At 51.1% G+C, this 24,218-nt stretch carries 22 protein-coding genes; 13 read left to right on the top strand and 9 right to left on the bottom strand.

Translation table 11 applies throughout. The annotated features are described in order from the left end of the window. Positions 1 to 9 precede the first annotated feature (9 nt). The 4 genes from nqrF to BMZ51_RS18790 all read left to right on the top strand — a co-directional run bounded on the left by nqrF (position 10) and on the right by BMZ51_RS18790 (position 3,064). A complete protein-coding gene (gene nqrF, locus BMZ51_RS18805; RefSeq protein ID WP_068010811.1) occupies positions 10 to 1,230 on the top strand; it encodes an NADH:ubiquinone reductase (Na(+)-transporting) subunit F in 1,221 nt (406 codons plus the stop codon). Between the two features lie 122 nt (positions 1,231 to 1,352). Next, positions 1,353 to 1,790 (top strand): ABZJ_00895 family protein, encoded by a 438-nt coding sequence (locus tag BMZ51_RS18800; RefSeq protein WP_068010809.1) that lies wholly within the window; start codon positions 1,353 to 1,355, stop codon positions 1,788 to 1,790. 19 nt (positions 1,791 to 1,809) lie between these two features. Next, complete coding sequence (locus BMZ51_RS18795; protein WP_068010807.1) at positions 1,810 to 2,148, top strand: nuclear transport factor 2 family protein; 339 nt, start codon at positions 1,810 to 1,812, stop codon at positions 2,146 to 2,148. Between the two features lie 355 nt (positions 2,149 to 2,503). After that, positions 2,504 to 3,064, top strand: coding sequence for a cysteine hydrolase family protein (locus BMZ51_RS18790; protein ID WP_068010804.1), 561 nt, complete (start codon positions 2,504 to 2,506; stop codon positions 3,062 to 3,064). Positions 3,065 to 3,096: 32 nt separating this feature from the next. On the opposite strand, the gene BMZ51_RS18785 is transcribed toward BMZ51_RS18790, so the two are convergent. The 7 genes from BMZ51_RS18785 to BMZ51_RS18755 all read right to left on the bottom strand — a co-directional run bounded on the left by BMZ51_RS18785 (position 3,097) and on the right by BMZ51_RS18755 (position 12,491). Further along, positions 3,097 to 4,341, bottom strand: a complete 1,245-nt coding sequence (locus BMZ51_RS18785; RefSeq protein ID WP_068010802.1) for an MFS transporter — start codon at positions 4,339 to 4,341, stop codon at positions 3,097 to 3,099. A gap of 107 nt (positions 4,342 to 4,448) precedes the next feature. Then, the gene (locus BMZ51_RS18780) at positions 4,449 to 5,234 is read right to left on the bottom strand and encodes an enoyl-CoA hydratase-related protein (protein WP_068010800.1); all 786 of its coding nucleotides are present in this window, start codon (positions 5,232 to 5,234) and stop codon (positions 4,449 to 4,451) included. Continuing rightward, a complete protein-coding gene (locus BMZ51_RS18775; protein ID WP_068010797.1) occupies positions 5,231 to 6,094 on the bottom strand; it encodes a hydroxymethylglutaryl-CoA lyase in 864 nt (287 codons plus the stop codon). The genes BMZ51_RS18780 and BMZ51_RS18775 overlap by 4 nt, the downstream gene beginning before the upstream one ends. Before the next feature lie 6 nt (positions 6,095 to 6,100). Next, positions 6,101 to 7,732 carry an acyl-CoA synthetase gene (locus BMZ51_RS18770; protein ID WP_068010795.1) on the bottom strand — a complete coding sequence of 544 codons (1,632 nt, stop codon included), beginning with the start codon at positions 7,730 to 7,732 and terminating at the stop codon, positions 6,101 to 6,103. A gap of 3 nt (positions 7,733 to 7,735) precedes the next feature. Continuing rightward, positions 7,736 to 9,724 (bottom strand): acetyl/propionyl/methylcrotonyl-CoA carboxylase subunit alpha, encoded by a 1,989-nt coding sequence (locus BMZ51_RS18765; RefSeq protein WP_068010793.1) that lies wholly within the window; start codon positions 9,722 to 9,724, stop codon positions 7,736 to 7,738. Between the two features lie 11 nt (positions 9,725 to 9,735). Beyond that, a complete protein-coding gene (locus BMZ51_RS18760) occupies positions 9,736 to 11,343 on the bottom strand; it encodes a carboxyl transferase domain-containing protein (RefSeq protein WP_068010791.1) in 1,608 nt (535 codons plus the stop codon). Next, entirely contained in the window at positions 11,343 to 12,491 is a 1,149-nt protein-coding gene (locus BMZ51_RS18755; RefSeq protein WP_175485048.1) for an isovaleryl-CoA dehydrogenase, read from the bottom strand. Before BMZ51_RS18755 ends, BMZ51_RS18760 begins: the two co-directional genes overlap by 1 nt. A gap of 187 nt (positions 12,492 to 12,678) precedes the next feature. On the opposite strand from BMZ51_RS18755, the gene BMZ51_RS18750 reads away from it, so the two are divergent. The 4 genes from BMZ51_RS18750 to BMZ51_RS18735 all read left to right on the top strand — a co-directional run bounded on the left by BMZ51_RS18750 (position 12,679) and on the right by BMZ51_RS18735 (position 14,823). Then, entirely contained in the window at positions 12,679 to 13,287 is a 609-nt protein-coding gene (locus BMZ51_RS18750; protein WP_068010787.1) for a TetR/AcrR family transcriptional regulator, read from the top strand. 12 nt (positions 13,288 to 13,299) lie between these two features. Further along, positions 13,300 to 13,923, top strand: a complete 624-nt coding sequence (gene plsY, locus BMZ51_RS18745; protein ID WP_068010785.1) for a glycerol-3-phosphate 1-O-acyltransferase PlsY — start codon at positions 13,300 to 13,302, stop codon at positions 13,921 to 13,923. 229 nt (positions 13,924 to 14,152) lie between these two features. Next, positions 14,153 to 14,446 carry a hypothetical protein gene (locus BMZ51_RS18740; protein ID WP_068010783.1) on the top strand — a complete coding sequence of 98 codons (294 nt, stop codon included), beginning with the start codon at positions 14,153 to 14,155 and terminating at the stop codon, positions 14,444 to 14,446. Between the two features lie 14 nt (positions 14,447 to 14,460). Beyond that, positions 14,461 to 14,823 carry a hypothetical protein gene (locus BMZ51_RS18735; protein ID WP_068010782.1) on the top strand — a complete coding sequence of 121 codons (363 nt, stop codon included), beginning with the start codon at positions 14,461 to 14,463 and terminating at the stop codon, positions 14,821 to 14,823. Between the two features lie 6 nt (positions 14,824 to 14,829). On the opposite strand, the gene BMZ51_RS18730 is transcribed toward BMZ51_RS18735, so the two are convergent. Continuing rightward, positions 14,830 to 15,285, bottom strand: a complete 456-nt coding sequence (locus BMZ51_RS18730; RefSeq protein ID WP_068010780.1) for an Lrp/AsnC family transcriptional regulator — start codon at positions 15,283 to 15,285, stop codon at positions 14,830 to 14,832. A 113-nt stretch (positions 15,286 to 15,398) separates the two neighbouring features. Here BMZ51_RS18730 and BMZ51_RS18725 point away from each other — a divergent pair, with 113 nt between their 5' ends. Further along, positions 15,399 to 16,250, top strand: a complete 852-nt coding sequence (locus tag BMZ51_RS18725; RefSeq protein WP_068010778.1) for a PhzF family phenazine biosynthesis protein — start codon at positions 15,399 to 15,401, stop codon at positions 16,248 to 16,250. A gap of 13 nt (positions 16,251 to 16,263) precedes the next feature. Here the strand turns inward: BMZ51_RS18725 and BMZ51_RS24635 are convergent, their stop codons facing one another. After that, a complete protein-coding gene (locus BMZ51_RS24635) occupies positions 16,264 to 16,665 on the bottom strand; it encodes an OsmC family protein (RefSeq protein WP_275078229.1) in 402 nt (133 codons plus the stop codon). 305 nt (positions 16,666 to 16,970) lie between these two features. Here BMZ51_RS24635 and BMZ51_RS18715 point away from each other — a divergent pair, with 305 nt between their 5' ends. From BMZ51_RS18715 to BMZ51_RS18700, 4 genes are all read left to right on the top strand, one after another. Beyond that, positions 16,971 to 18,095 carry a helix-turn-helix transcriptional regulator gene (locus tag BMZ51_RS18715; RefSeq protein WP_208979575.1) on the top strand — a complete coding sequence of 375 codons (1,125 nt, stop codon included), beginning with the start codon at positions 16,971 to 16,973 and terminating at the stop codon, positions 18,093 to 18,095. 249 nt (positions 18,096 to 18,344) lie between these two features. After that, positions 18,345 to 21,569 carry a 2Fe-2S iron-sulfur cluster-binding protein gene (locus BMZ51_RS18710; protein ID WP_068010772.1) on the top strand — a complete coding sequence of 1,075 codons (3,225 nt, stop codon included), beginning with the start codon at positions 18,345 to 18,347 and terminating at the stop codon, positions 21,567 to 21,569. A gap of 145 nt (positions 21,570 to 21,714) precedes the next feature. After that, entirely contained in the window at positions 21,715 to 22,572 is an 858-nt protein-coding gene (locus tag BMZ51_RS18705; RefSeq protein ID WP_068010770.1) for a crotonase/enoyl-CoA hydratase family protein, read from the top strand. An 11-nt stretch (positions 22,573 to 22,583) separates the two neighbouring features. Then, positions 22,584 to 23,201, top strand: a complete 618-nt coding sequence (locus BMZ51_RS18700; protein ID WP_068010769.1) for a TetR/AcrR family transcriptional regulator — start codon at positions 22,584 to 22,586, stop codon at positions 23,199 to 23,201. Positions 23,202 to 24,218: the final 1,017 nt, after the last annotated feature.

The following is a 24,218-nucleotide window of genomic DNA, read 5'->3' as shown; positions in this document are numbered from 1 at the left end:
AGGCTGGAAATGGAAGAGTTTGCCGCGGGTATTTCCCTCTTTACTGTCATCGTTTTTGCCCTTGTGATTATCATTCTTGCCGCGCGCAAGAAGCTGGTTGCTGCGGGTGATGTGAATATTGAAATCAACGGTGAGAAGACTGTTTCCGTTCCGGCGGGTGGCAAGCTTCTCAGTGTTTTGGCTGATCAGAAGATCTTCGTGCCATCTGCCTGTGGTGGCGGTGGTACCTGTGCCCAGTGCCGCGTGAAAATTCACGAAGGTGGCGGGTCTATTCTAGCCACCGAGGAAAGCCACATCACGAAACGCGAAGCGCGTTGCGGTGATCGTCTTTCCTGTCAGGTTGCTGTGAAGCAGGACATGAAGATTGAAGTTCCTGAAGAAGTGTTTGGCGTTAAAAAGTGGGAGTGTACTGTTCGCTCCAACGACAACGTTGCGACCTTTATTAAGGAGCTGGTTCTTGAGCTGCCAACCGGTGAGAATGTTGATTTTCAGGCAGGTGGTTACATTCAGATTGAATGTCCTCCTTACGCGATTGACTTCAAAGACTTTGACATTGGCGAAGAATACCGTGGCGATTGGGACCACTTTAAGTTCTGGGATCTTAAGACCAAGAACGATGAGCAGGTCACTCGTGCGTATTCCATGGCGAACTACCCTGAAGAAAAGGGTATCATCATGCTTAACGTACGTATCGCAACGCCTCCGCCACGCACTGAAGGCATCAATCCGGGCATCATGTCCTCCTACATCTTTAACCTGAAGCCAGGCGACAAGGTGACGATCTCCGGTCCATTCGGTGAGTTCTTTGCTCGCGATACGGATAAGGAAATGGTGTTTGTAGGTGGTGGTGCTGGTATGGCGCCAATGCGCTCTCACATCTTCGACCAGCTTCGTCGTCTGTCAACAGACCGCAAGGTTACCTTCTGGTATGGCGCTCGCTCAGTGCGCGAAATGTTCTATGTGGAAGATTTCGAAATGCTGGCGCGCGAAAACCCGAACTTCACCTGGCATGTGGCTCTTTCTGATCCGCAGGAAGGTGATAACTGGGATGGTTACACCGGGTTCATTCACAACGTGCTTTACAACGAGTACCTGAAGGATCACGCGGCTCCAGAAGATTGCGAGTACTACATGTGTGGCCCTCCAATCATGAACCAGTCCGTGATCAACATGCTGCTTGATCTGGGCGTGGAACGTGAAGACATCATGCTGGACGACTTCGGCGGTTAAGTGCTGAAAACACTGCAAGAATTAAGAGACCCGGTGTCGTGAGGCTCCGGGTTTTTATTGTTATTTCGATGAGGCATGCAATAATGAAACAATTGATGGTTGAGTTGAATTGAGTAGTCATAGTGGATCGTTCGCAGATTAATTTATGGAATTACGCAGGTCGTTTTACGGCGATCTATATTGCAAGCAAGCTTTTACTTTTTGTGGTTCTTTTAATTGGGTTTACTTTTTTTGATGTTGAACTCCCGTTGAAATTTGCTGCTTATGTTATTGGCATGGTCGCCTCGATGCTCACTGGGCAAGCAATCTACAAAAAGCACGGAGTGCGCATCGAAGGAGCCGCGTTATTCAAGCTAACGGCGCTATGCCTTTTGGCGGCTACAGCGATTGATGGCGTGAGTGTTTATTTCGCACTTCCAAGTATTGATGGGATTTTAGAGAGTGCTGGTCTCTTAATCGGGATGGTTCTGTTTACTGCCTTCATTAGTTTCTGGATGATTTGGTTTGGGTTCAGGCTTGGCTTCAAAACGGCTCTTAAAGAAGAGGCCAAACAGGGCTAATTGAATTAGGAGAGTGCGCTTGCTGGAAATTCTCTTCTCGTTGGAAAAGCAACTCCTCAACCCTGCCGCCCGAGCGTCAGCTCAGCAGCTTGAGATGATGTTGCATGAGGACTTTATAGAGATCGGTGCGAGTGGTCGGATCTATGATCGCTCGCAGATCATAAATGAACTCCTTGGATCAGCTGCTGACTACCCGATGAGAACACTGAAGGACTTTCGCGTCCGAGGTTTAAGCGGGGACTTGGTTCAAGTCTTCTACGATATCGCTGAAAACGGTACGCGGAGAAGCTCCATCTGGAAACTGGAAGACAGCAATTGGCGTATAATCTTTCATCAAGGAACCCCAACTGCGCTTTAACACCGTTTTAGCCGAGCAACAGCTGGTGCGTATGGGCACGGTCACTTGGGTTGGCCAAATCGGCGGGGATACTCTCTGGAGGCGAGGTCGATAGTTCTCTTAAAGTCCTTATGAAACGACGTTGGGTCTTCGTATCTAAGATCCCAAGCATTTTCATCCGGTAAGGCCGTTAAAAACAGATGCATCCCTCTTTGCTTGAAGATCTCATAGGGACATTATAAAGCGGCCTCAATGATCCGGTTGTGCCATGTGTTAGATCGGGATTTTATAAAATACGCGCTCTAAAAGGCGATCTCCTTAAAGGTGTTGCTCTTATTATTGGTGGTAATGAAATTCTCACTGTTGAGGTGCACCGATGCCCAGAAGGGCCCTGATTATTGTCGACTGTCAAAATGATTATTTTCCGGGTGGCAGCTGCCCTCTTGCTGGGCAGGTCGAAGCGGGAGTGAATATTTCACGCCTTCTCGACGTGGCTCGTTCGAATGACCAGAACGTAATCCATCTTCAGCACATGTATAAAGATAAATCGGAGCCTTATCTGGTTGAGGGGACGCCGGGCGTTGAAATCAACGCGTGTGCAAAGCCAATCGGTGCAGAGCCTGTGATCGTTAAAAATTATATGAATGGGTATAAGGATACCAACCTTCATCAGGTCCTTGTTGAAGCGGAGATTGAAGAGATTGTTATGTGTGGCTCTATGAGCCAGAACTGTGTGAACGCGACCGCGCGCCAAACACTTGATCTTGGCTATCCGCTTACAATTATCTATGACGCCTGCGCGACGGAGGACCTTGAGTTCAATGGAGTGACGGTTCCAGCTGATCATGTGCATACTGCAATGATGGCATCGCTAAGGTTTGCACATAGCAACGTGATTTCGACCGATGAATTTGTCGATGAGGTAAATGGCTGTTAGCGGTTGCCGGATTTGTTTGCAGCGCAGACCAATCAGTTTGTAATCTTGACCTTCTTCATGCCAACCCAGAACGGCACAATGGCCAGCAACATAAATGTGGCTGCGAGAAGAAATGGTGCGCCCGGGTAGTAGAGTGCTGCGTCATCTGCGGTGAACTGCGTGAAGAGCTGGGTCATGACCAGCGTGGAGAGCACAAGGGTTAATCCAATCACGCTCGTCAGTGCGCCTTGAAGGCGGCCTTGTTGGTCTTGTGCTACGTGGCTGCTCATCAAGGCAATCATCGCAGGTGGGATCAGTGCGCCCAGTGCTGCAAGGGGCAAGAGTAAAATTACAGAGAGCGTGTTAGGGGCGAAGGCAAAGCCAAGCAGTGCAACGACGGCGAAGAAGAAGCCATATAGAACCGTATGAACTTCTCCCTTACGCGGAATGATCCAGCGGATGAGCCCGCCTTTGACGCTTGAAAAGCCGATGCCCACGACCGCGAGCGAAAGCCCAACCTGAGCTGTTGTCCAGTGAAAGGCTTCTATTGTGTAGTAGGGCCAGATGGCCGGGTAGACGAAGTTTGCCAGCTCAAACAGGAACAGAGCTACAAAGAACCACATAAGCACCGGTGTTTGGGCAATGTCCAAAGCTGCGCCAACGGGGTTTGCTCTGCGCCATTTGATCGGCTTTCTGGCAGTCTTTGGGAGTGTTTCTGGCATGTAAAACAGGCCGTAGACAAACGTGACAGCAATGAGAACGGCCGCGATGTAGAAGGGTACGCGAATACCCAGGAGTGCAAGTGCGCCGCCGAGGACAGGCCCGATTACAAAGCCAAAACCGATTGCAGCCCCAACCATGCCAAAGCGGGTTGCGCGCTTGCCGTTTTGAGAAATGTCGGAGATCGCAGCATATGCTGTGGCGTAGGTGGCGCTGGCAATGCCTGCAAGCAAGCGCCCAACAAACAAGACCCAAAGCTCTGCTGCAAAGGTCATCACCAGATAATCAAGCGTGAGAACTGCCAGGGAAATGAGTAGGATGGGACGTCTGCCAAAACGGTCAGAGATAGCGCCAATTGCCGGGCCGAACAAAAACTGCATTGCTGCATAGCTGGCAGCAATATACCCGCCCCAAAGCGCGGCGTTGGAAATGGTTGTCTGGCTGAGCTGCGCAACGAGATCCGGGGTCACCGGAATGATAAGACCTGCCCCAATTGCATTTAGCAGGACTGTCCCTGCAATGAAGACAAGGCTATGAAAATCCTGTTTTGACCTGAGGTGTTGCAGTGCAGGCGGCATTCTTTTCTCGTTATTCGCTAGAGGCTATGTAACAAAGAGATCCAGCAAGTAAAGAAAAAACTCCGCATTTGTGCATATGCCGCAGGTCAAACAGGCCGTAGGTCAGTTCATTCACGCCATGGTGGTGTTTTCTTAGAAAAGAACGCGGAAATGCCGGCCTGCGCTTCAGAGGTTTCCCAGCGATCCGCTAAGGCATTTGCAGAATGGTCAATCTGGCCGTCTATAGGCATGCGTGCCAAATTCTGACAAAGCGCTTTTGCATCTGCAACAGCGCCGGGTGCGCAGTTGAGATAGGCTTCGGCTTCTTTCTGCGCGACCTTGTGCAAGTCTTCCGGTGTAGTGACGATGGAGACCAGACCTAGTTGCTGTGCTCGTTCTGCGCCAAAAGCTCGGGCATTCATAAAGACCTGGCGCGCATGACCTTCGCCAAGACGGCGCACAACATAAGGGCCGATGGTTGCCGGGATCAGACCGAGGCGGGTTTCTGTCAAAGCGAACTTGGTGTCATTGGCTGCAACGACCAGGTCACATACACTCAATATACCCACGCCGCCGCCATAAGCTGGACCGTGAACACGAGCAATCAGAGGTTTTTTCAGATTGTCGAGGCGCTTCAACATTCCTGCAAGACGGTTGGCTTCTTGCATTTTGCCGATACGGTCTTTTTCGGCTTGTTCTTGCATCCACTTGAGGTCACCCCCAGCGCAGAAGGTGGCTCCATCTGCTGCTAAAATGATGGCGCGGGTTTGCTCGCACTGGTCTAGGTGAACCGCTACTTCTACCAGCTCGTCCATCATCTGGGCGCAAATGGCATTGTGCTTTTCAGAGCGGGCCAACCAGAGCGTGGTGATGCCGTTTTCAGCTTTTTCGATGCGAATACTTTGATAGGTCATAGGGAGGCGGCCTCTTTGATGGAGAGTATGAAGTCTTGTGTTTGCTCCAGTTTTTCAATGTCGAGGTTGGTATCGTAATCCAAAAGTTTTGCCATTTTCGCAACAGAAAGTGTACTCACATTGCCCTTTGCTCCCGGAGCGTAAGGGCAGCCGCCTAAGCCGCCAATTGCTGTATCAAACGTGCGAAGGCCCATTTTGATGCTGGACATGATGTTTGCCAGAGCAAAGTCATGGGTGTCATGAAAGTGGCCAGCCAGTTTTTCTGCAGGTACTACTTTGAGGAGTGCGTCCAACATTGCTTCTGTGGTCTCTGGTATTGCTGCGCCAATCGTATCGCCCAGTGAGACTTCATAGCAGCCCATTTGCAACAAGCGCTCGGAGACTTTTGCCGTGTTTTGAACTGGTGTCGGGCCATCATATGGGCACTCCACCACACAGGAGACATAGCCGCGAACTGGAATGCTGTCTGCTTTTGCGGTTTCCAGAATGGGCGCGAACCGCTCAAAGCTCTCTTCAATTGAGCAGTTGATGTTCTTTTGAGAAAAGCCTTCTGATGCCGATGCGAAGATTGCAACTTCATCAGCGCCGGCCTGCTTTGCGCGTTCGTAGCCTTTGATATTTGGGGTCAAGGCTGTGTAGCGGATACCAGCCTTGCGGGTTATGCCCTCAAAGACTTGCGATGCATCAGCCATTTGAGGCACCCATTTGGGAGAAACAAAACTTGATGTTTCTATCTTCTTGAACCCACACTCGGATAATCGGTTGATCAGTTCGATTTTCTGAGCTGTTGGAATAAGCGTTTTTTCATTCTGTAGGCCGTCGCGTGGGCCCATTTCAAAAATAGTCAGTCTCTTGCTCATCGCTAATCAAACCTCCTCGTCGACAGCGCGGGCACGAAGTTCTCTGCGGATCACCTTTCCGGTTGTTGTCATTGGCAGGGCTTCAACAAACTCCACTTCGCGTGGATATTCGTGTGCCGCAAGGCGCTGCTTTACAAAATCAGCCAGCTCTTTTGCAAGCTGCTGCGATGGTTTTGCGCCATCCCGCAGAACCACATATGCTTTTACGATTTCAGTACGCAGTTTATCTGGTTTGCCGACCACGCCTGCCATGCCGACAGCTTCGTGTTTCAGCAGGCAGTCTTCAATCTCGCCGGGGCCAATGCGGTAGCCAGATGATGTTATAACGTCATCATCACGGCCAACAAACTGGATCCATCCATCTTCGTCTTTCACACCCTTGTCACCGGTGAGAAGAAATTCGCCGGTAAACTTGTTTTTGGTGGCTTGCGGATTCTTCCAGTATTCTAAGAACATGACAGGTGCAGGCGCGCGAATGCCTATGTTGCCCATCACTCCAGCTTTTTGAGGGATGCCTGCGTCGTCGATGATCTGCACGTCAAAGCCGGGTGTTGGTTTCCCAGTTACACCGGGGCGAACCTCCATAATCTCAGCGCAGGTGCAAACAACAAGGTTGCACTCTGTTTGGCCATAGAACTCGCTGATTGTGAGATCAAACGTATTGCGGCCCCATTGAATGAGTTCAGCGCCCAGTGCCTCGCCACCGCTTCCTAAGCTACGGAGTTTGTAGTTCCAGCGGGCTCTCGGATTCTCCACCTGCCGCATCATCTTTAGAGCTGTTGGCGGGATGAAAGCGTTTCGGATCTGTTGGTCTTGAAGCAGTTGGAATGCGGCCTCGCCAGTGAACTTCTTAAAGCGGCATGCGACGACCGGCACTCCGTGGTGGAGCGAGGGCAAGAGGACATCAATCAGGCCACCAATCCATGCCCAGTCCGCTGGCGTCCAGAAACGGTCGCCCTCTTGCGGGAAGAAGTTATGGGGCAATTCAACACCGGGTAGATGGCCTAGTAAGGTACGGTGTGCGTGCAGCGCCCCTTTCGGCTGACCTGTGGTTCCGGAGGTGTAGATGATAATTGCCGGATCATCTGCTTTGGTCTTTAACGGCGCAAAAGAAGTGCTGTGAGCTTGCATCGCTGCATGGAGATCGATGGAATTGTGGTCTGTTCCATCGATATTCAGGATCAGTTCCAGCTCTGGCAGTGCAGGTTTGATCTGTGCGATCTTGGCGGCACCAGCGGTGTTTGTGATAAGAACTTTTGCGCCGGAGTTTTCCAGCCGATACTCCAGAGCTTCCTCACCGAATAATGTGAAGAGGGGAATAGAGATTGCACCCAGTTTATGAATTGCGATGTGGGAATACGCTGTTTCCGGCGCTTGTGGTAACAAGATGCCAACGCGGTCGCCCTTCTCAACGCCGTGGGAGCTGAGAAGGTTTGCTAATTTATTGGAGAGGTCCTTTAAATCCTGAAAGGAGTAGGAGGTGGTATCCCCGCCTTCTTCAGCAAAGATCAGCGCTTCACGGTCGGGGTCACGGTCCGCCCACTTATCGCAGACATCGACGCCAATATTGTAATACTCAGGCACATCCCACTGAAACTTCGCGCAAAGTTCTTCGTAGGTGTTTGCTGAAGGTAACATGGGTTAGGCGTCCTCTTCTTCCAGAGTCAGCAAGATAGCACCTTCTTCCACCTGATCACCGGCTTTTGCCATCACTTCTGCCACGATACCGTCGCGCGGTGCAGTGAGAGAGTGCTCCATTTTCATCGCTTCGGTTACGATGAGGGTTTCACCTTCTTTTACTGTATCACCGGCCGCGCAGTTTACGGCGCGTACCTGACCCGGCATTGGAGAGCTAATCGCATTTCCGCTTACACCTTCGTGACTTTCCTCCGCCAAATGATCAGGCAGATCAAAGTGCCATGTGTTCTCGCCCATAAACAGGGTGAGGGAGGTGTCGCTCTGGAAAAAGTCAGTTGTGATTACGGTTCCGTCAATATCGATTCGCAAATGCTGACCTTTGTTGCTCAGAATGCGAAGATCAAAGGAGGTGCCTTCAATGGAGACCGTAAGGCTACCATCGTGATGACGGCCAGCAGACACTTCTGTGGGCTCTCCACGCCAGCTGAGATGGGCAAATTGCTTTGCTGCACTCCATTGACGCCAGCCAGTGAGTGTATCCCAGGGACTAGCCGTTTCTGCTGGAGCATCGGCAAAGCCGAGCTCGATGAGAGCTGCCAAAGCAAGCGCATGGTTTGTGGGTGTTGGGGCTGTCGTCAGCTTTTCCAGTTCGCGGTCGATCAGCCCTGTGTCCATCTCCCCTTTCATGAACCCGGCATGTGTTGCCAGCTTATGCAGGAAAGTGATGTTGGTGGTGCAGCCGACAGCCTGAGACTTTTCCAAGGCAAGGGCCAGCTTGGCCAATGCAGCCTCGCGGGTTTCACCATGGGTGATGACCTTTGCGATCATCGGGTCATAGAACGGGGTGATGGTGTCGCCAGCGCGTATCCCACTATCGACCCGAGCAAAGCGGGAAGGGAGTTTGAGTTCCTTCAGCGTTCCGGTTGCTGGCAGGAAGCCTGCTTCTGCATCCTCTGCATAAATGCGGGCTTCAAAAGAGTGACCGTTGATGGACAGATCGCTTTGCGCTTTGGGCAAGCTTCCACCTGCTGCAACAGAAAACTGCCAGTTAACGAGATCTTGCCCCGTGATGGCCTCGGTGACCGGGTGTTCCACCTGTAGGCGCGTGTTCATTTCCATGAACCAGAACCGATCAGCGCGAAGGCCATCAGAGCCATCGACGATGAACTCAACCGTGCCTGCACCTTCATAACCAACTGCTTGCGCGGCTTTGACTGCGGCGTTGCCCATGGCAGCGCGCATTTCCTCAGTCATGCCAGGGGCAGGAGCTTCCTCGATGACTTTCTGGTGACGGCGCTGCAAGGAACAGTCTCGCTCGAACAGGTGCACGGCATTGCCATGACCATCGCAGAAGACCTGCACTTCGATATGACGTGGTGACAGGATGTATTTTTCGATGAGAACGCGTGGGTCGCCAAAGCTGGACTGGCCCTCACGCTGGGCACCTTCCAGCGCTTCGACGAAGTCAGCCGGGGCATCAACACGGCGCATGCCTTTACCACCGCCGCCTGCACGGGCTTTGATGAGAACCGGGTAGCCGATCTTATCGGATTCTGCTTTAAGGAACTCAGCGTCCTGATTTGCGCCGTGATAACCTGGAACAACAGGAACGCCTGACTTTTCCATCAGGGCTTTGGCAGCATCTTTCAGACCCATAGCGCGGATTGCGTCTGCTGGAGGGCCGATGAAGACAAGGCCAGCAGCTTCGACAGCTTCCACAAACTCAGGGTTCTCTGAGAGAAAGCCATAGCCAGGGTGAATTGCGTCTGCACCGCTGTGTTTTGCAGCTTTCAGCAGGGCATCCACGTTGAGGTAACTTTCAGCAACAGGTGGCGGGCCAAGGCGGTAGGCTTCGTCAGCCATTTGTACGTGGCGGGCATCGCGGTCGGCGTCTGAGTAGACAGCAACAACCTTTATGCCCAACGCTTTGGCTGACTTGGCAATGCGGCACGCGATTTCACCGCGGTTTGCAATGAGGATTTTTCTAAACATATCCAATCCCCTTACATGCGGAAGACGCCGAACGGCGTGTCTTCGATTGGTGCGTTGAGGGTTGCTGCGAGGGAGAGGCCCAGAACATCGCGGGTTTTACGTGGGTCGACAATGCCATCATCCCAAAGGCGTGCAGAGGCGTAGAGTGGGTGCCCTTGTTCTTCAAACTGATCAATGATCGGTTGTTTAAAGGCTGCCTCATCCTGTGTTGACCACTCACCGCCTTTACGCTCGATTCCATCACGGCGTACAGTTGCCAGAACGCCAGCAGCCTGCGGGCCACCCATTACGGAGATGCGGGAGTTTGGCCAGGTCCAGAGCATGCGGGGAGAGTAGGCGCGGCCACACATGCCATAGTTGCCTGCACCGAAGCTGCCGCCGATGAGCATGGTGATTTTGGGAACCTTTGCACATGCCACTGCGGTGACGAGTTTTGCGCCGTCTTTGGCGATGCCGCCTGCTTCGTACTTCTGACCGACCATGAAGCCGGTGATGTTTTGCAGGAAGACCAGCGGTATCTTACGCTGACAGCACAGCTCGACAAAATGCGCGCCTTTGAGGGCTGCTTCTGAGAACAAAATGCCGTTATTGGCGATGATGCCCACTGGCATACCGTGGATATGGGCGAAGCCGGTGACAAGTGTCGTTCCGTAACGTGCCTTGAATTCATCAAAGCGGGAGCCATCCACCACGCGGGCAATGACTTCGCGCACGTCATATGGTGTTTTGAGGTCCGTAGGGACAACGCCGAGGATTTCCTCAGGATCATACAGCGGATCTTCCGGTGTTTGCAGTTTGACCTGATCTGGCTTGCGGCGGTTGAGGTTGGACACGGCCTGACGCGCCAATGCCAGTGCATGGGCGTCATCACGGGCCAAGTGGTCTGCTACACCTGAGAGGCGGGTATGAACATCCCCTCCACCCAGATCTTCAGCAGAAACAACTTCGCCCGTGGCGGCTTTCACCAGTGGAGGACCGGCGAGGAAAATTGTGCCTTGCTCTTTCACGATGATGGTTTCATCGCACATGGCAGGAACGTATGCACCGCCTGCGGTACAAGAGCCCATGACAACCGCGATTTGCGGAATGCCGCGTGCAGACATGTTGGCCTGGTTAAAGAAGATGCGGCCAAAGTGGTCGCGATCTGGGAATACTTCATCTTGCTGCGGCAGGTTGGCCCCGCCAGAATCCACGAGATAGATGCAAGGGAGATTGTTCTCCATTGCGATTTCTTGGGCGCGCAGATGCTTTTTCACGGTGAGCGGGTAGTAGGTGCCGCCTTTTACCGTGGCGTCGTTGGCGACGATCATGCATTCAATGCCGTTGACGCGCCCAACACCGGTGACAATACCGGCGGATGGAGACGCACCGTCATACATGGAGTGTGCTGCGAACTGGCCAACCTCAAGGAACGGGGAGCCTGGATCAATAAGGCGTGCAACACGCTCGCGCGGCAGAATTTTACCGCGCGCTATATGGCGTTCGCGTGGGCCTTCGCCGCCGCCCATCAAGGCAAGCTCGCTGGCATCACGCACCAAACCCATCGCTTGCAGGTGCTGCTCGCGGTTGTGCTTGAAGCTTTCAGATCCGGTTGGGATCTGTGACTTTAAGGTAGCCATTATGCTGTTTCCACGAAGAGTTCACGACCAATGAGCATACGGCGGATTTCTGAGGTGCCTGCACCAATTTCATAGAGCTTTGCATCGCGAAGGAGGCGGCCTGTCGGGTAATCGTTGATATAACCATTGCCACCCAGAGACTGAATTGCTTCCAGCGCAAGTTTGGTTGCGTTTTCTGCAGAGTACAAAATACAGCCAGCGGAATCTTTACGAGTGGTTTCGCCTCTGTCACATGCTGCTGCAACAGCATACACATAAGAGCGCGACGCGTTCATGAGGGTGTACATGTCTGCGATTTTGCCCTGCATCAGCTGAAACTCGCCGATGGCTTTGCCAAACTGTTTGCGCTCGTGGATGTAAGGCACAACGACATCCATAGCTGCTGCCATGATGCCCAAAGGACCGCCGGAGAGGACAACACGCTCGTAATCCAAGCCGGACATCAGCACGTTTACGCCGCGGCCTTCTTCGCCCAGAATATTCTCGTAAGGGACTTCACAGTCTTCAAAAACCAGCTCACAGGTATTGGAGCCGCGCATGCCAAGCTTGTCGAGCTTTTGTGCAGTTGAGAAGCCATTCATGCCTTTTTCGATGATAAAGGCTGTCATGCCTTTTGGCCCGGCCTCAGGGTCTGTTTTTGCGTAAACGACCAGTGTGTTGGCATCCGGACCGTTTGTGATCCACATTTTGTTGCCGTTGAGTACATAGCAGTCATTGCGCTTTTCAGCGCGCAGTTTCATGGAAACAACGTCAGATCCTGCGCCCGGCTCGGACATGGCAAGGGAGCCGACATGCTCGCCAGAGCACAGCTTTGGCAGGTATTTTGTTTTCTGTTCTGGTGTGCCGTGACGGTTGATCTGGTTCACACATAAATTGGAGTGCGCGCCGTAAGACAGGCCAACGGAGGCAGATGCACGGGAGATTTCCTCAACCGCAACAACGTGGGCGAGGTAGCCCATGCCGGTTCCGCCGTATTCCGGGTCTGCTGTCATGCCGAGTAGGCCGAGTTCACCCATCTCTTTCCAAAGCTCGTTGGGGAACTCATTCTTCTCGTCGATCTCAGCGGCGCGGGGCGCTAGCTTGTCTTGTGCCCAACGGCTGATTGTTTCGCGAAGGGCATCAATATCTTCACCAAGACCAAAACTCATCACGGCATTAAACACGGTGCTTCCTCCTGCTACCGGGTCTCATTGGTCCACGCCAGTTCTGGCTTCCCAGTGGATCAATGAGATAATTAAACGAACGTTCGTTTGATTAATAGCAGGCGCTCCCTTAGTATGCAATAACCCTTAGGGCTTACGAAGCCCTGCAAAGTGACGAGGTTGTTAAAAAAAAGTGGCACGAACCAAAGGATCGGTGGGCGCGGATACGCAAAAAGCAATCTTTGAAGCTGCTAAAAGCCTGATTGAAACAAAGGGATTTAGCGCGATGACCCTGCGCCAATTGGCGGCCGAGGTTGGATTGCAGCCAGGTTCCATCTATCGCTATTTTGAGAGCAAGGATGCTTTGCTTCAGGCGCTGATGAACCAGCATATGTTGAGCCTGCTTGAAAGCTGGAACAAGGTAGAGGGCAAAGGCGAAGACGAAGACGAAGACGAAGACCCTGTTTCGCGCCTCCGCGCATTTGTTGCCTTCCACATTCGCTACCATATTGAGCGCCGAGCCGATGTTATTATTGCAAACCTTGAGCTTCGTGCTCTGGGCGATGACTATCGTGCAGATGTGGTGACCAAGCGTAGCCATTACGAAGCCAACTTACGTGCGATTTTAGCGGAAGGGGTCAAGGCTGGTGTATTTCCGCAAGTGGACCTTGAGGTTGCCGCATATGCCATCATCGCAATGTTGACTGGTGTTTGCTTCTGGTATCGCTCTGATGGACGCCTTAGTATCGATGAAATTATCGAAGTGCACCAGAAACTGGTGCTGCAGGGCGTTGTAGGGTGAGGGAGCGTTTTTGTGATTGATCTGATTAAGGTATTTGCGGCTCTCGGCGCAGGTTACCTGCTGGGCAGTATCAGTAGCGCGATACTGGTGGGGAAAGCCTATGGCAAGGACATACGAGAGTTTGGTAGTAAATCTGCTGGGCTGACCAACACATTGCGTGTGCTTGGCAAATCTGCGGCGTTGTTTGTGCTTGTCGGTGATATCCTGAAAGGCGTCGTTGCTTGTTTGATCGGCTTGTATCTCGGCGTTTATGCCAGTTCAGGTGCTGCGGTAGATAGTGTGAGTATGCTTGCAGCTGGGGCAGGAGCAATTGTTGGTCACAACTGGCCGGTCTTTTTCGGGTTTAGGGGTGGTAAGGGTGATTTAACCTCTGCTGCAGTGCTGTTTATGCTGGACCCGATTATCGCACTAAGCTGTTTTGGGTCTTTTGTCCTCATTGTTGCAGCGACCAGTTTTGTTTCTCTGGGCTCAATCTGCGCCGCCCTGCTGTTTGTTGGCCTGTCCTTCATACCGGTATTTGGGCACACACTGTACTTCCAAATTTTTGCGCTGGTTATGGCGTTCATCGTGGTTTCCAAACACCGCACCAATATCGGCAGACTGCTTTGTGGTACTGAGAATAAGCTGAGCTTTTAAAGCCAAAGAGTAGCGCCCATTGGGGTCGCATCTAAAACGCCCCAGAGGTTAATGGACCAGTCCATGGTTGACTGGATGTCAATGCCGACAATTTAAAAGGTTTCGATCTCTCATATATTCCTCCTTATATCATGCGGTTGCGGGACTTTTCATAGTGCTGCAAGCTTTGCGCTAGGAGTGTGATGCGCAAAGCATGATTGATGAGTTCCTGATGTGAGAAGGGGATGAGATGGCTACTCTGGTAAGAGAGTACATTGAGCATGGGGATCTGCTTAATGAGCCCGACTTTCCACGGCAACCTAGGCGAGGGGGGATATTCGATCGCTTTCAAGTTGCTGAGTTGGCTAAAAAGCATGGCATTGAAAGACGTAAGGCGGATGTCATTAAAGATGCTGTTCAGCTTGTGTTGTCTGGGGCGGGATATGCGGATGAAGTTGCAATATCTCACCTTATAAGGGCTGGGTATGATGAAGACCGTGCCTATGATCTCGTCTTAAAAATTCGGAAAGAAGCAGGGCTTTAGCTTGGGAGTTGCTCATGTCAGACATTGCTGCTGACACGTTTCATGCCGAAGATGATTTTGCCCGCGGCCTGGTGGGACTGTCTCAACGCGAGAAATCAAGAGAACCAGTGTCCCGGGCAATGTATGGAGAGCATATTGAAGATCATGCAACGAAAAACGCCGCAATCTTAATAGCTGGCTTTCTAGTCCTCATGATCTGTATTGTTTGTGTGTTTTGGATTTGGGTGCATTCGAGTGGAGTACCGGCAGAAAACACTTCTTTTGATCAACTCGACAAAGCTGTTGAACGTGTTTTGGCCGTGCTATCTGGTTTCCTGACCTTTATATTTGGTTTTCTGTTTAACCAGAAGTTAGAAGCGAAGGCGCGAAGAAAATAGTTAGCTTTACCCCAGTGGAACCATCCGGTTCCTGATCGGGGAAGCCTTCACTACGGAGGTGTTGGTCATTGCTTTTTCGTGGAGGGGGTCTAGCAGGTCATCAAGCTCGCTGACGTCTCTTAAATAGATGCGCGTGACAAAGCAGTCTTCACCGGTGACTTTATCGCAAGAGGTGAAGCGAGGTTCGTTTAAAATGAGCTGCTCAACCACATGTAGATTTCCGGGGCTTGGTTTGACGCGTACGATTGCCTCCAAAATATAGCCCAGTGCTTTTGGGCTTATCTCGACTGTGAAGCCCGTGATGATGTCGTCTTGTTCCAGTTTTCGGACGCGTTCTGCCGTGCTGGGTGCGGAAAGACCGATGCGGCTGGCGAGTTCGCTGATGGAGATGCGGCCATCGCGATCCAGAATCGACAGGATTTTGCAGCCGGTTTCATCGAGATACTTTGTATCTTTAGGCACTTTATATCTCCTGCTTCATATTATGAGGTTTTTTGTGCAAAATACCTTTCTTTTTATATATAGCATGGTGCAGCTGCTGGCTATTCTTTCAGTTCTGACCACTGGAGGTAATTATGCAGGTAGATCTTTCGGCACTTCAACATATCTCGGCTTTTTCTCACGGAGGCGAGGGCGGTAATCCCGCTGGCGTCCTTGTGGGGGATGCCATGCCGTCTGACGTGCAAATGCAATCTATTGCGGCAGACCTTGGGTATTCTGAGACGGTATTTGCCGCGCCACTCGCTGAAAATAGAGGGTACCGGGTGCGTTATTTCTCGCCAGAAACGGAAGTTCCGTTTTGCGGTCATGCGACTATCGCGCTTGGAGCGGCGCTGGCTCAAAAATATGGCCGAAAGACGCATCTGCTTGAGCTAAATGAAGCGGTGATTTCCGTGGAGAGCTGGCAAGAGAATGGACAGTTGCAGGCTGCCCTTCAGTCTCCAGAAACAAGAAGCGAGGAGCTGGAGGAAGAGGTGAAGCAGCAGCTGCTTGCTTTGTTTGGCTTTGGTGAGGCCGATTTGAATCCGCAAATACCACCGGCTCGTATTCATGGCGGGGCCGACCACATGCTTATTGCTCTGAACGACAGGGCAAAACTTGCAGGCATGTCTTACGATCTTGAGGTTGCAAGGCAGTTTATGCAGGTGCAAGGGCTTGTAACGATTATGCTGGTTTTTGTTCAAGGAGCTCAAGCGTTTGATGTGCGAAATGCTTTTGCGTCTGCCAGCGTTTTTGAAGACCCTGCCACCGGGGCCGCCGCTGCAGCATTTGGCGGATATTTGCGCGATATTCACTGGTCGCATCAAGGTGTAGTTCGCATAACACAAGGCGAGGATATGGGCATGCCGTCCAGTATCACTGCTGAAATCCCTGAGGCGAAGGGCAGTTCTATCAGAGTTTCGGGCAGCGCTCGCTTGATGGGGTGAGCAAGTGTTTTGGCTAAATGAGTTTCACGTGTATTTCAGCATTTAACGTATTGGAGACCGTGCAAATTTCTTTGGCGGCTTTGATCAGTGCCTCAGCTTTCGTACGGTCTTCGATGTCCGGGAGGCTGACTTCCAAGCTAAAGCTGCCAAAGCGATGCGGAAATGTTGGCGCCTTCTCAGCCTTTACAGTGATATTGATTGGGCCAAGTAAGAGCTTTTTCTGCTTGGCCACAAACTGCAGCGAAACCGCCATACACGAACCGAGTGCAGACATGATAAGGTCTGACGGTGCCGAGAACTCCTCGGATTCCCCGTAGCCTGCAGCGTATTGATGTCCAAATTGATTGGATACTTGGAGCGATTGAGGTGCCTCCTGGGAGGTGACGCTTAATGGGCCATATGTTTTAGGCTTCATGTGTATGGGCAAGTGATCAACGCAAACTTTGTGAAACAGAGTATTATTACGATTTTTATATAGTTAACTCTAGTCCTTTGTAAATATTAGGTATCTCAGGTGCACACAGAGCATCACAGCTAGTTCAATACTTGTGATCAGGCATATTCAACGTGAATACTATCACTCGTCATATTGTTTGGAATGCGCATTTTTGTGCTGTATGCGAAAAATAGTTGAGAAATATTGTCTATGGAGAAGAATATTCTGTAATTTACGTAGGGATAATTGTCTATTTATTTGATTCGGGTGAGTAATTGCAGGGCATGCGTGACGAGATAGTAAAGCGACTCTATGCCAATATCGCGCTTGGCGAGGATATTGGCATGGCCTTTGAGCCGATGGCATCTGCGTTTCAAGAAAGCATGTTTTGCTACAAAAATATCTCACTCAACACGCTTGGCTCTAACCACCTGACCTTGCTAAATACAGGCGATGACATGAAGGCAGATATGCTTGCTGCCGAAGATATTAACCCGTTCTTGCCGCTAGCAAAATTTATACCTTTGAGCTCGGTCGTTCAAACTGAGCATTACATCAATCCTGATGAAATTCGTGATACTGCATTTTATGAAAAAGTCTTTAAAAAACAAGGGGCCTTTGATCGCGCTCGGAGCTTTATCCTGCACCGGCAGGGTGTAGAGGTTGCGATGGCGTCCTTTGCTGTCACCGCAGAGTTTGGGAGCACTCACACAGAACAACTGGACGCTGCTTTGGAGGCAGTACGGCCACATTTTCAAAGCGCGTTCTCCGTGGCTTTACACTTGGAGAAAAGGCGAGATCACAGCACAACCCAATCATTTTGGCTTGATCGTGTGCCCAGTGCAGCGTTCATTTTAAACCAAGGTTTGCACGTTGCGCTCGCCAATGAGCAAGCTGAAGCTCTTTTCCAATCGAGCAAGAGTTTCTTTATAGATCAGCGAGGTGAGGTTTCTTCGCGATATAACTGCCGCCGCAAGTTACTAGAGGATACCATTAGTGAATGCCGGTTAACTGGCAAACCGCTTGGGCCCCGTGTTTTTAGCGGTGGGTCCGTTCCCAATCCCTTCTTTGTGGTTATGCCGATCGATGTTTTTGCCGAGACGCCTGCCTATCTGCTGCCTTTTGTTCGAGGCCCACAACCTCTCCTCTGCATCATCATGGACCCGGCTGACCAACCTTTGGCAGAGCTGGATAGTCTTCGTAAATACCTGGGAATTAGCTTACGAGATGCCAAATTTGTTCAGTTTCTTGTACGCGGAGCGACGGTAGCTGAAACCTCAGATGCTATGGAGATGAGTTACAACACAGCACGCAATCATATGGCGCGTATCGTGAAAGAAGTCGCCGTCGGTTCTCAAAACGAATTAGTGCGTCTTGCTAGCGATCTCGGGGCAAGGATACCGCGATAAATCTTAGCTTATTTTCTTCCAACAAAGTGCGTCTGAACTACGCAGTATGTGTGCTGGAGTTCCTTCTTGTCTACCTTTCAACCATGCGCGGACGCAGCGTGGATTGTTGACATGGGTTCAGCGATGCATATTAATTAATACGCAAAAATACGCAGTGATTTGGCCGGGAGGGCTTAACTACTGTAAACGCCGCATAAAAGCTGGAAGAGGCAATGCCGTCATTGCACTAACCGGCTAAGGGAGGGGCATATGCGTTGGTTTTCCTATAAAAACAGAGAGGTGCATCTTGGGCCATACCCCTGTGAACGTTTGAAGCGCACGTATGAGCCGGTTGCGCTGGAAGCTGTGCCAAGAGCCAGGCCGACGACCTTCTACAACGCAGAAACCCCCGAGGTTCTGAGTAACTCTATGGCGTCGTTTAGCGCCATCATGGATGCTATTCGTGACGGAGCACATAACAGCCAGCGCTCGGAGATTCCTAGTGATCCACAGGAGCGGGCGAACCACCTTAAAGCTGCGGCGTACTTCTTTGATGCGTCAATTGCCGGGACATGCGAACTCGTTCCCGATCACTTTCTTGATGAGCCTTTGCGAAATCCCGACCTTGATAAGTTGGCTGAGGATTTGCAAGTATTTCAGCCCAAGACCTTGGCCGCCGGTATTGATGTGACCATGGCAGATGTGCGTGATAGTGCAGCGGCTACACCCGGCCCGATCCATCACCATGGCTCTGCACTTGTGGTGCTGATGGAGCACCCTCGCGAGCCAAGAGAAGAAGAGCCGGGTGGTGATTGGATTGCAGGGACGTGTGAACAGCGTTCAGCAATTCGGGCTGCTGAGGTGGCGGTTGTTCTGGCCAACTATTTGCGCTTGTTAGGTGTTGAGGCGCGTGCACACACGGCAAGTAGTGCAGATATCGACCTGAACCGGCTTGCTGTTTCTGCTGGTTTGGTGGAGGTCTTGAATGGTGCTGGCGAAGTGAGTGTTTCAAACCCTTATATTGGGCGGAACTTTACGCTGGCTGCGATCACGACAACGCTTGAGTTGGAACCCGACCAGCCACTTGCCCCTCGCAATTTGATGGATATCTGGAGCTCACATGGGCCGGCGTGGCAACTGGGGGTGGGGACATTCAAAAACGCTTTTAATCGCAAACCATATGAGAACCGAGATTTCCATATGGGCGCTTTTCCGTTTGAGAAAATCAAGCGGGTTGAGGAAACGACTAGTTTTATTGATGAGCCACGTGTTCCGCGTGTCCCCAAACGGACAGATATGTTTGCGCGTGCTTTGTTCGGAGATATGGGCAGGCCGATGCAGGAAGCTGCCAAGAATGGCGGATATTTGGCTAAGAACCCAATGGGGTATTGCGCCCGCCGTGCGCTTGCGGCGCTGATCCTGCTGCAGGATGGAGACGCTGCGGCAAAGGTTTCTTCGAGTACTATGGATTTGGACAAAAATGCTGCAAACATAAAGTCTGCGCTTTATTTTCTTGGTGCGGATGCAGTTGGATTGTCGCGTTGCCCGGACTATGCCTACTATTCTCATGATGCACGCGGGGAACCAATAGTACCATACCATAAAAACGCGATCTCTATTCTTGTGGATCAGGGACACGAGACCATGGAAGGTGCCAGTGGGGATGATTGGATCTCTGGCGCTCAGTCCATGCGGGCGTATCTTCGAGCCTCTATCCTTGGTGGTATTGTTGCTGAGCAAATCAGGCGACTTGGGTATCCCGCGCGCTGCCATTCTGTTGTCGATGGTGAAGTTTTGCAGCCTCCGCTTCTTTTACTTTCTGGTCTCGGCGAAGTGAGCCGGATTGGTGAGGTTATTTTGAACCCATACCTCGGGCCGCGGCTGAAGTCTGGTGTGATCACAACAGATATGCCTTTTACCTATGACAAGCCGATAGATTTCGGGCTGCAGAGGTTTTGTGAAAGCTGCAATAAATGTGCACGTGAGTGCCCGTCCGGTGCAATAACAGCCGGGCCAAAACGTATGTTTAATGGCTATGAAATCTGGAAGTCGGACTCTGAAAAGTGTGCCCGTTACCGTGTTTCCCAGCCAGCAGGTTCGTTGTGTGGCCGCTGTATGAAAACCTGCCCATGGAATCTTGAAGGTCTGTTTAGCGAGGCGCCTTTCCGCTGGACTGCGATGAAAGTGCCTGCTTCCGCCAAAATTCTTGCCAAGCTTGATGACAAGTTGGGCAACGGGTCAATTAACCCGGTGAAGAAATGGTGGTGGGATTTGGTTGCTAGTGGCAATGGCAACTATGTGCAAGCCGAGCAGACCAATGCACGCGAGTTACAGTTGGACCTGGATCTCAACTATGAGAACCAGACGCTCGCGGTCTATCCAGCCAACCTTGCTCCTCATCCTTGGCCCTTTCCATATATGATGGACAGAGAGGCGGGTATCAAAGCCTATCAAGCAATGATTTCCGCAAAGGACTACAAGGCGAGGCTTGCAGCCTGGTCGAATGATTTTGCGCCTCGTTATGAGGTTAATGCGAGCTCCTCTCCGGTCTTAGCTGTTCGCCTCTCTAAGGTAAAAATAGAGGCTGAAGGGGTGACGCGCTATGAATTTGTACGAGACGATGGGGCCCCGTTGCCTGTGTTTGAGGCTGGTGCGCACATAGATGTGGTGATTGCGCCTGAATTCTTGCGGCAGTATTCACTTGCGGGCAATCCTGCTGACGATAGCAAGTATGTTATTGGTGTGCTGGAAGAAACAGAAGGTAAGGGTGGCTCAGCCCTGATGCATCGAATTTTTCATGAAGGGCGCCGCGTTTTCATATCTAAGCCGCTCAATCATTTCCCTTTAATAGAAGAGGCAAAAAAAACTCTCCTTTTTGGTGGAGGGATTGGTGTGACGCCTATGCTTGCCATGGCGCACAGGCTGCATGCGCTCGCGAAACCATTTGAACTGCATTATTGCTTCCGTCACCGTAATAAAGCGGGGTTCATCGATGAAATTCTTGGCGCTCCTTGGGCGGAAAATGCATTCATCCATTGTTCAAGCGAGGGCTCTCGAGCGGACTTGAAATCGATCTTGATGGAGTATGAAGTTGGCTGTCAGGTATACACCTGCGGCCCTGATGCTTTTATGGATGGGGTGTTGGCAGCTGCAACAGCAAATGGCTGGGTCAATGAGAGCCTGCACAAAGAGTATTTCTCAATTCCTGATCAAGGAGACTACGTTAACACCAGTTTCTTTGTGAAACTCGCCTCCACTGGCACCTGCTTGGAAGTGCCTGAGGATAAGAGCGTTGTGGATGTGCTGAGTAACAACGGTATCTTTGTTCCGACCAAATGCTCTGATGGTATTTGCGGTGTTTGTACTGCTAAGTATCAGGGGGCGGAGGTAGAGCATCGTGATTTTGTGCTGAGCGGTGTTGAGAAGGAAAACACTATGGTCTTGTGTTGCTCGCGCGCAAAGGAGGAAGGGGCCAAGCTCCTTCTGGAATTATAGTTAAAAGTGCGAGATTTTTGGTGCTCCAGAGGGCAGCGCTTTTCGCTGGATTAAAAAAATGCACATTGGAAGTTGAACCTAATGGCTAGTTTCTCTTTAATATAACATTGTTATATTTATAGCTCGCTGTTATTTGGGAGGGGTTATGTCAAAGGTACTTTATGAGAAAGATGGTCGGATTGCGCGCATTACGCTGAACAGACCAGACGTGATGAATGCGATTGATATGGATATTCCGCATGAACTGGCTGCGTGTGTTGCAAAGGCCAATTCTGATGAAGGTGTTCATGTTATTGTATTAGGTGGCAACGGACCTGCGTTTTGCGCTGGCTACGATCTGATGGCTTATGCTGAAACTGAAGGGAGTAATCCTGGGGTTCAGGAGATGCCTTGGGATCCTATGAAGGACTATGCCTTCATGAAGCAGAATACCGATTTGTTTATGTCCCTGTGGCGCAGTTACAGGCCTGTGATTGCGAAAGTACATGGGCATGCAGTTGCTGGTGGTTCAGATATAGCCTTGTGCTCAGATCTAATTGTCATGGCTGAGGATGCCCATATTGGCTATATGCCCGTTCGTGTGTGGGGGTGCCCTACCACAGCAATGTGGGTTTACCGCCTTGGTGCAGAGCGGGCCAAACGTATGTTGCTAACCGGTGATAAGATTGATGGCAATGAAGCAGAACGAATTGGCTTAATTCACAAAGCAGTACCTTCGGAGCATCTTGATGCCGAAGTTGAGAGGCTTGCTGAGCGGATGGCTGGAATTCCCGTGAACCAATTGATGATGCAAAAGCTGATGATCAACCAGGCGATTGAGTCAATGGGGCTTCATCAGACACAAATGATCGCGACGCTTTTTGATGGTATAACCCGTCATAGCCCAGAGGGTATGAACTTCAAGCAACGCGCTGAGGACGTTTCATGGAAGCAGGCAGTGCGAGAGCGAGATCAAGGTACATTTGATTGGACAGCTAATCGTTCAATGAATGCACCGCTTTAATATGAGGACCTATGCCCAACGACCAAAAGCAAAAAGACCATGAAGGTGATGCAAGGCAGAAGCGGGCACATTTATTACGAGAGACGCGTCGTTCGTTGATCGTAACAGCTGCCCGCGATGTCTTCGCAAAGGATGGGCTAGAGGGGGCTTCTATGCGCTCAATTGCGCGTGAAGCTGGGTGCACGACCGGAGCAATTTACCCCTATTTTCATGGAAAGGAAGAGCTCTACCACGCAGTTTTGCAAACAGCACTTATTAAGCTCCATGAAGATGTGATCACGGCGATAGAGCGGTGTGAGGTTGCTGAAAAGCGTGCAAGCTCGGCAGTTCTTGCTTTTTATGACTTTTACCATGCACGCCCAGACGATCTGGCTTTGGGCCTTTATCTATTTAATGGCTTAAAGCCCACGGGTCTCGGGCATGACTTAGATAAAGTCTTAAATCGACAGCTGGGTGAAGTCGTTTCTTTGATTGAAAAGTCAGATGAGCAAACCGTTGGTGATAAAGCGATGGAGTGGACTGCTAGCGCGATTGCCCATTGCATGGGATTATTGGTTATGGGGCACACTGGTCGCTTGTCTCGTTGGCGCTTTGAGGGACGATACCTTCTTGAACAGTTTCTGCAATAGCAAAGACGGCTTTCTCTTCAAACCAAGGTCGCTCACCGGGTGCGGACGGCATGGTGACTGCCTAGGTGTTGGCTTGGGCGATATTTAGTTTTCAAAGAGCATGGCCTTAATGGGCCAGTCGACCTTGGGTCTGTTCTGACTATGAAGTTGGATGTGATCATGGTCTATTCCCGTAATGTTCTCCTTGGGTCTTTAGTGGTGAGGACCCGATACCTAAGATTGATCTGGCTTTTGGTATTGGTGCAAATTGAGGGATTGAGGCGGGAAGACTTTCATCCTTCAGTCAAAGCGTGGAGGGCGTTTGTTTTTGATGCAGGCTCGGTTCAGTGAGCAGCGGTTGGCGCTGATACTGCATGCTGTGAGGCGGGGATATGTCTTGGGCATGCGGGGATAGATTTTGGTTGGTGGGGCATAAGTTCGGTTGAGAGGCTGCTCATTATGCGTAGGGCATGGAGCGTGCTGGTTTCGGCTTGTGCTGCTGGTTTTGGCTGATTGGTTACATAGCCACGTTGGAATACGCGCGTTCCGCGCAAAGTTTCACAAACCCACGCAAAAGCGCTCAACGTTGGTTTGCGGTGTTTGCGTCACCCTATCGCGATCTCTCCTATATAGGCGCGGCCTCTCTTGTCCTCATACGTCCTTCTGTGCTCGCCCACACGCTCTATGCTCGCCCACACGCTCTGTTCTTGTGTTCTTCGGTGGGGTCAATGTTTTCCCAGTGTCTGTGTAAATTGATGATTTGTTAGGGATTGGGGTGTGTGTAAGGGTGTAATTGGCTGTTTTCTGCGGGATTTTGGGTATGTATTTGGTCAGGTTTGGGTGTGTTTGTTGATATATGAATCTGGATTTTGGGTTTGAGTTGAGTTTTTTGCAGATAGTTTTGTTTTTTTGGAGATTGCGTGTTGACGGTTAGCGATGTGCCGCCTATAACCCGCTCCACACCAACGGGGCGGCGCACACAGGGCGGCTCAAGCGGTTAAAAAACAGAAGGAATTACGGGGCTTTTTAAGGTTTTGT

The sequence above is a fragment of the Pseudovibrio axinellae genome (assembly GCF_900110875.1).
Taxonomy (GTDB): domain Bacteria; phylum Pseudomonadota; class Alphaproteobacteria; order Rhizobiales; family Stappiaceae; genus Pseudovibrio; species Pseudovibrio axinellae.
The sequence above is the reverse complement of the archived record's forward strand: the minus strand, read 5'-3'. Positions and strand labels throughout refer to the sequence as shown.

Coding starts and splice junctions, on each gene's coding strand:
- nqrF (WP_068010811.1), top strand. CDS start 10: ATGGAAGAGTTTGCCGCGGGTATTTCCCTCTTTACTGTCATCGTTTTT.
- BMZ51_RS18790 (WP_068010804.1), top strand. CDS start 2,504: ATGCCCAGAAGGGCCCTGATTATTGTCGACTGTCAAAATGATTATTTT.
- BMZ51_RS18785 (WP_068010802.1), bottom strand. CDS start 4,341: ATGCCGCCTGCACTGCAACACCTCAGGTCAAAACAGGATTTTCATAGC.
- BMZ51_RS18780 (WP_068010800.1), bottom strand. CDS start 5,234: ATGACCTATCAAAGTATTCGCATCGAAAAAGCTGAAAACGGCATCACC.
- BMZ51_RS18775 (WP_068010797.1), bottom strand. CDS start 6,094: ATGAGCAAGAGACTGACTATTTTTGAAATGGGCCCACGCGACGGCCTA.
- BMZ51_RS18770 (WP_068010795.1), bottom strand. CDS start 7,732: ATGTTACCTTCAGCAAACACCTACGAAGAACTTTGCGCGAAGTTTCAG.
- BMZ51_RS18765 (WP_068010793.1), bottom strand. CDS start 9,724: ATGTTTAGAAAAATCCTCATTGCAAACCGCGGTGAAATCGCGTGCCGC.
- BMZ51_RS18760 (WP_068010791.1), bottom strand. CDS start 11,343: ATGGCTACCTTAAAGTCACAGATCCCAACCGGATCTGAAAGCTTCAAG.
- BMZ51_RS18755 (WP_175485048.1), bottom strand. CDS start 12,491: ATGAGTTTTGGTCTTGGTGAAGATATTGATGCCCTTCGCGAAACAATC.
- BMZ51_RS18740 (WP_068010783.1), top strand. CDS start 14,153: ATGGCTACTCTGGTAAGAGAGTACATTGAGCATGGGGATCTGCTTAAT.
- BMZ51_RS18735 (WP_068010782.1), top strand. CDS start 14,461: ATGTCAGACATTGCTGCTGACACGTTTCATGCCGAAGATGATTTTGCC.
- BMZ51_RS18725 (WP_068010778.1), top strand. CDS start 15,399: ATGCAGGTAGATCTTTCGGCACTTCAACATATCTCGGCTTTTTCTCAC.
- BMZ51_RS24635 (WP_275078229.1), bottom strand. CDS start 16,665: ATGAAGCCTAAAACATATGGCCCATTAAGCGTCACCTCCCAGGAGGCA.
- BMZ51_RS18715 (WP_208979575.1), top strand. CDS start 16,971: ATGCGTGACGAGATAGTAAAGCGACTCTATGCCAATATCGCGCTTGGC.
- BMZ51_RS18710 (WP_068010772.1), top strand. CDS start 18,345: ATGCGTTGGTTTTCCTATAAAAACAGAGAGGTGCATCTTGGGCCATAC.
- BMZ51_RS18705 (WP_068010770.1), top strand. CDS start 21,715: ATGTCAAAGGTACTTTATGAGAAAGATGGTCGGATTGCGCGCATTACG.
- BMZ51_RS18700 (WP_068010769.1), top strand. CDS start 22,584: ATGCCCAACGACCAAAAGCAAAAAGACCATGAAGGTGATGCAAGGCAG.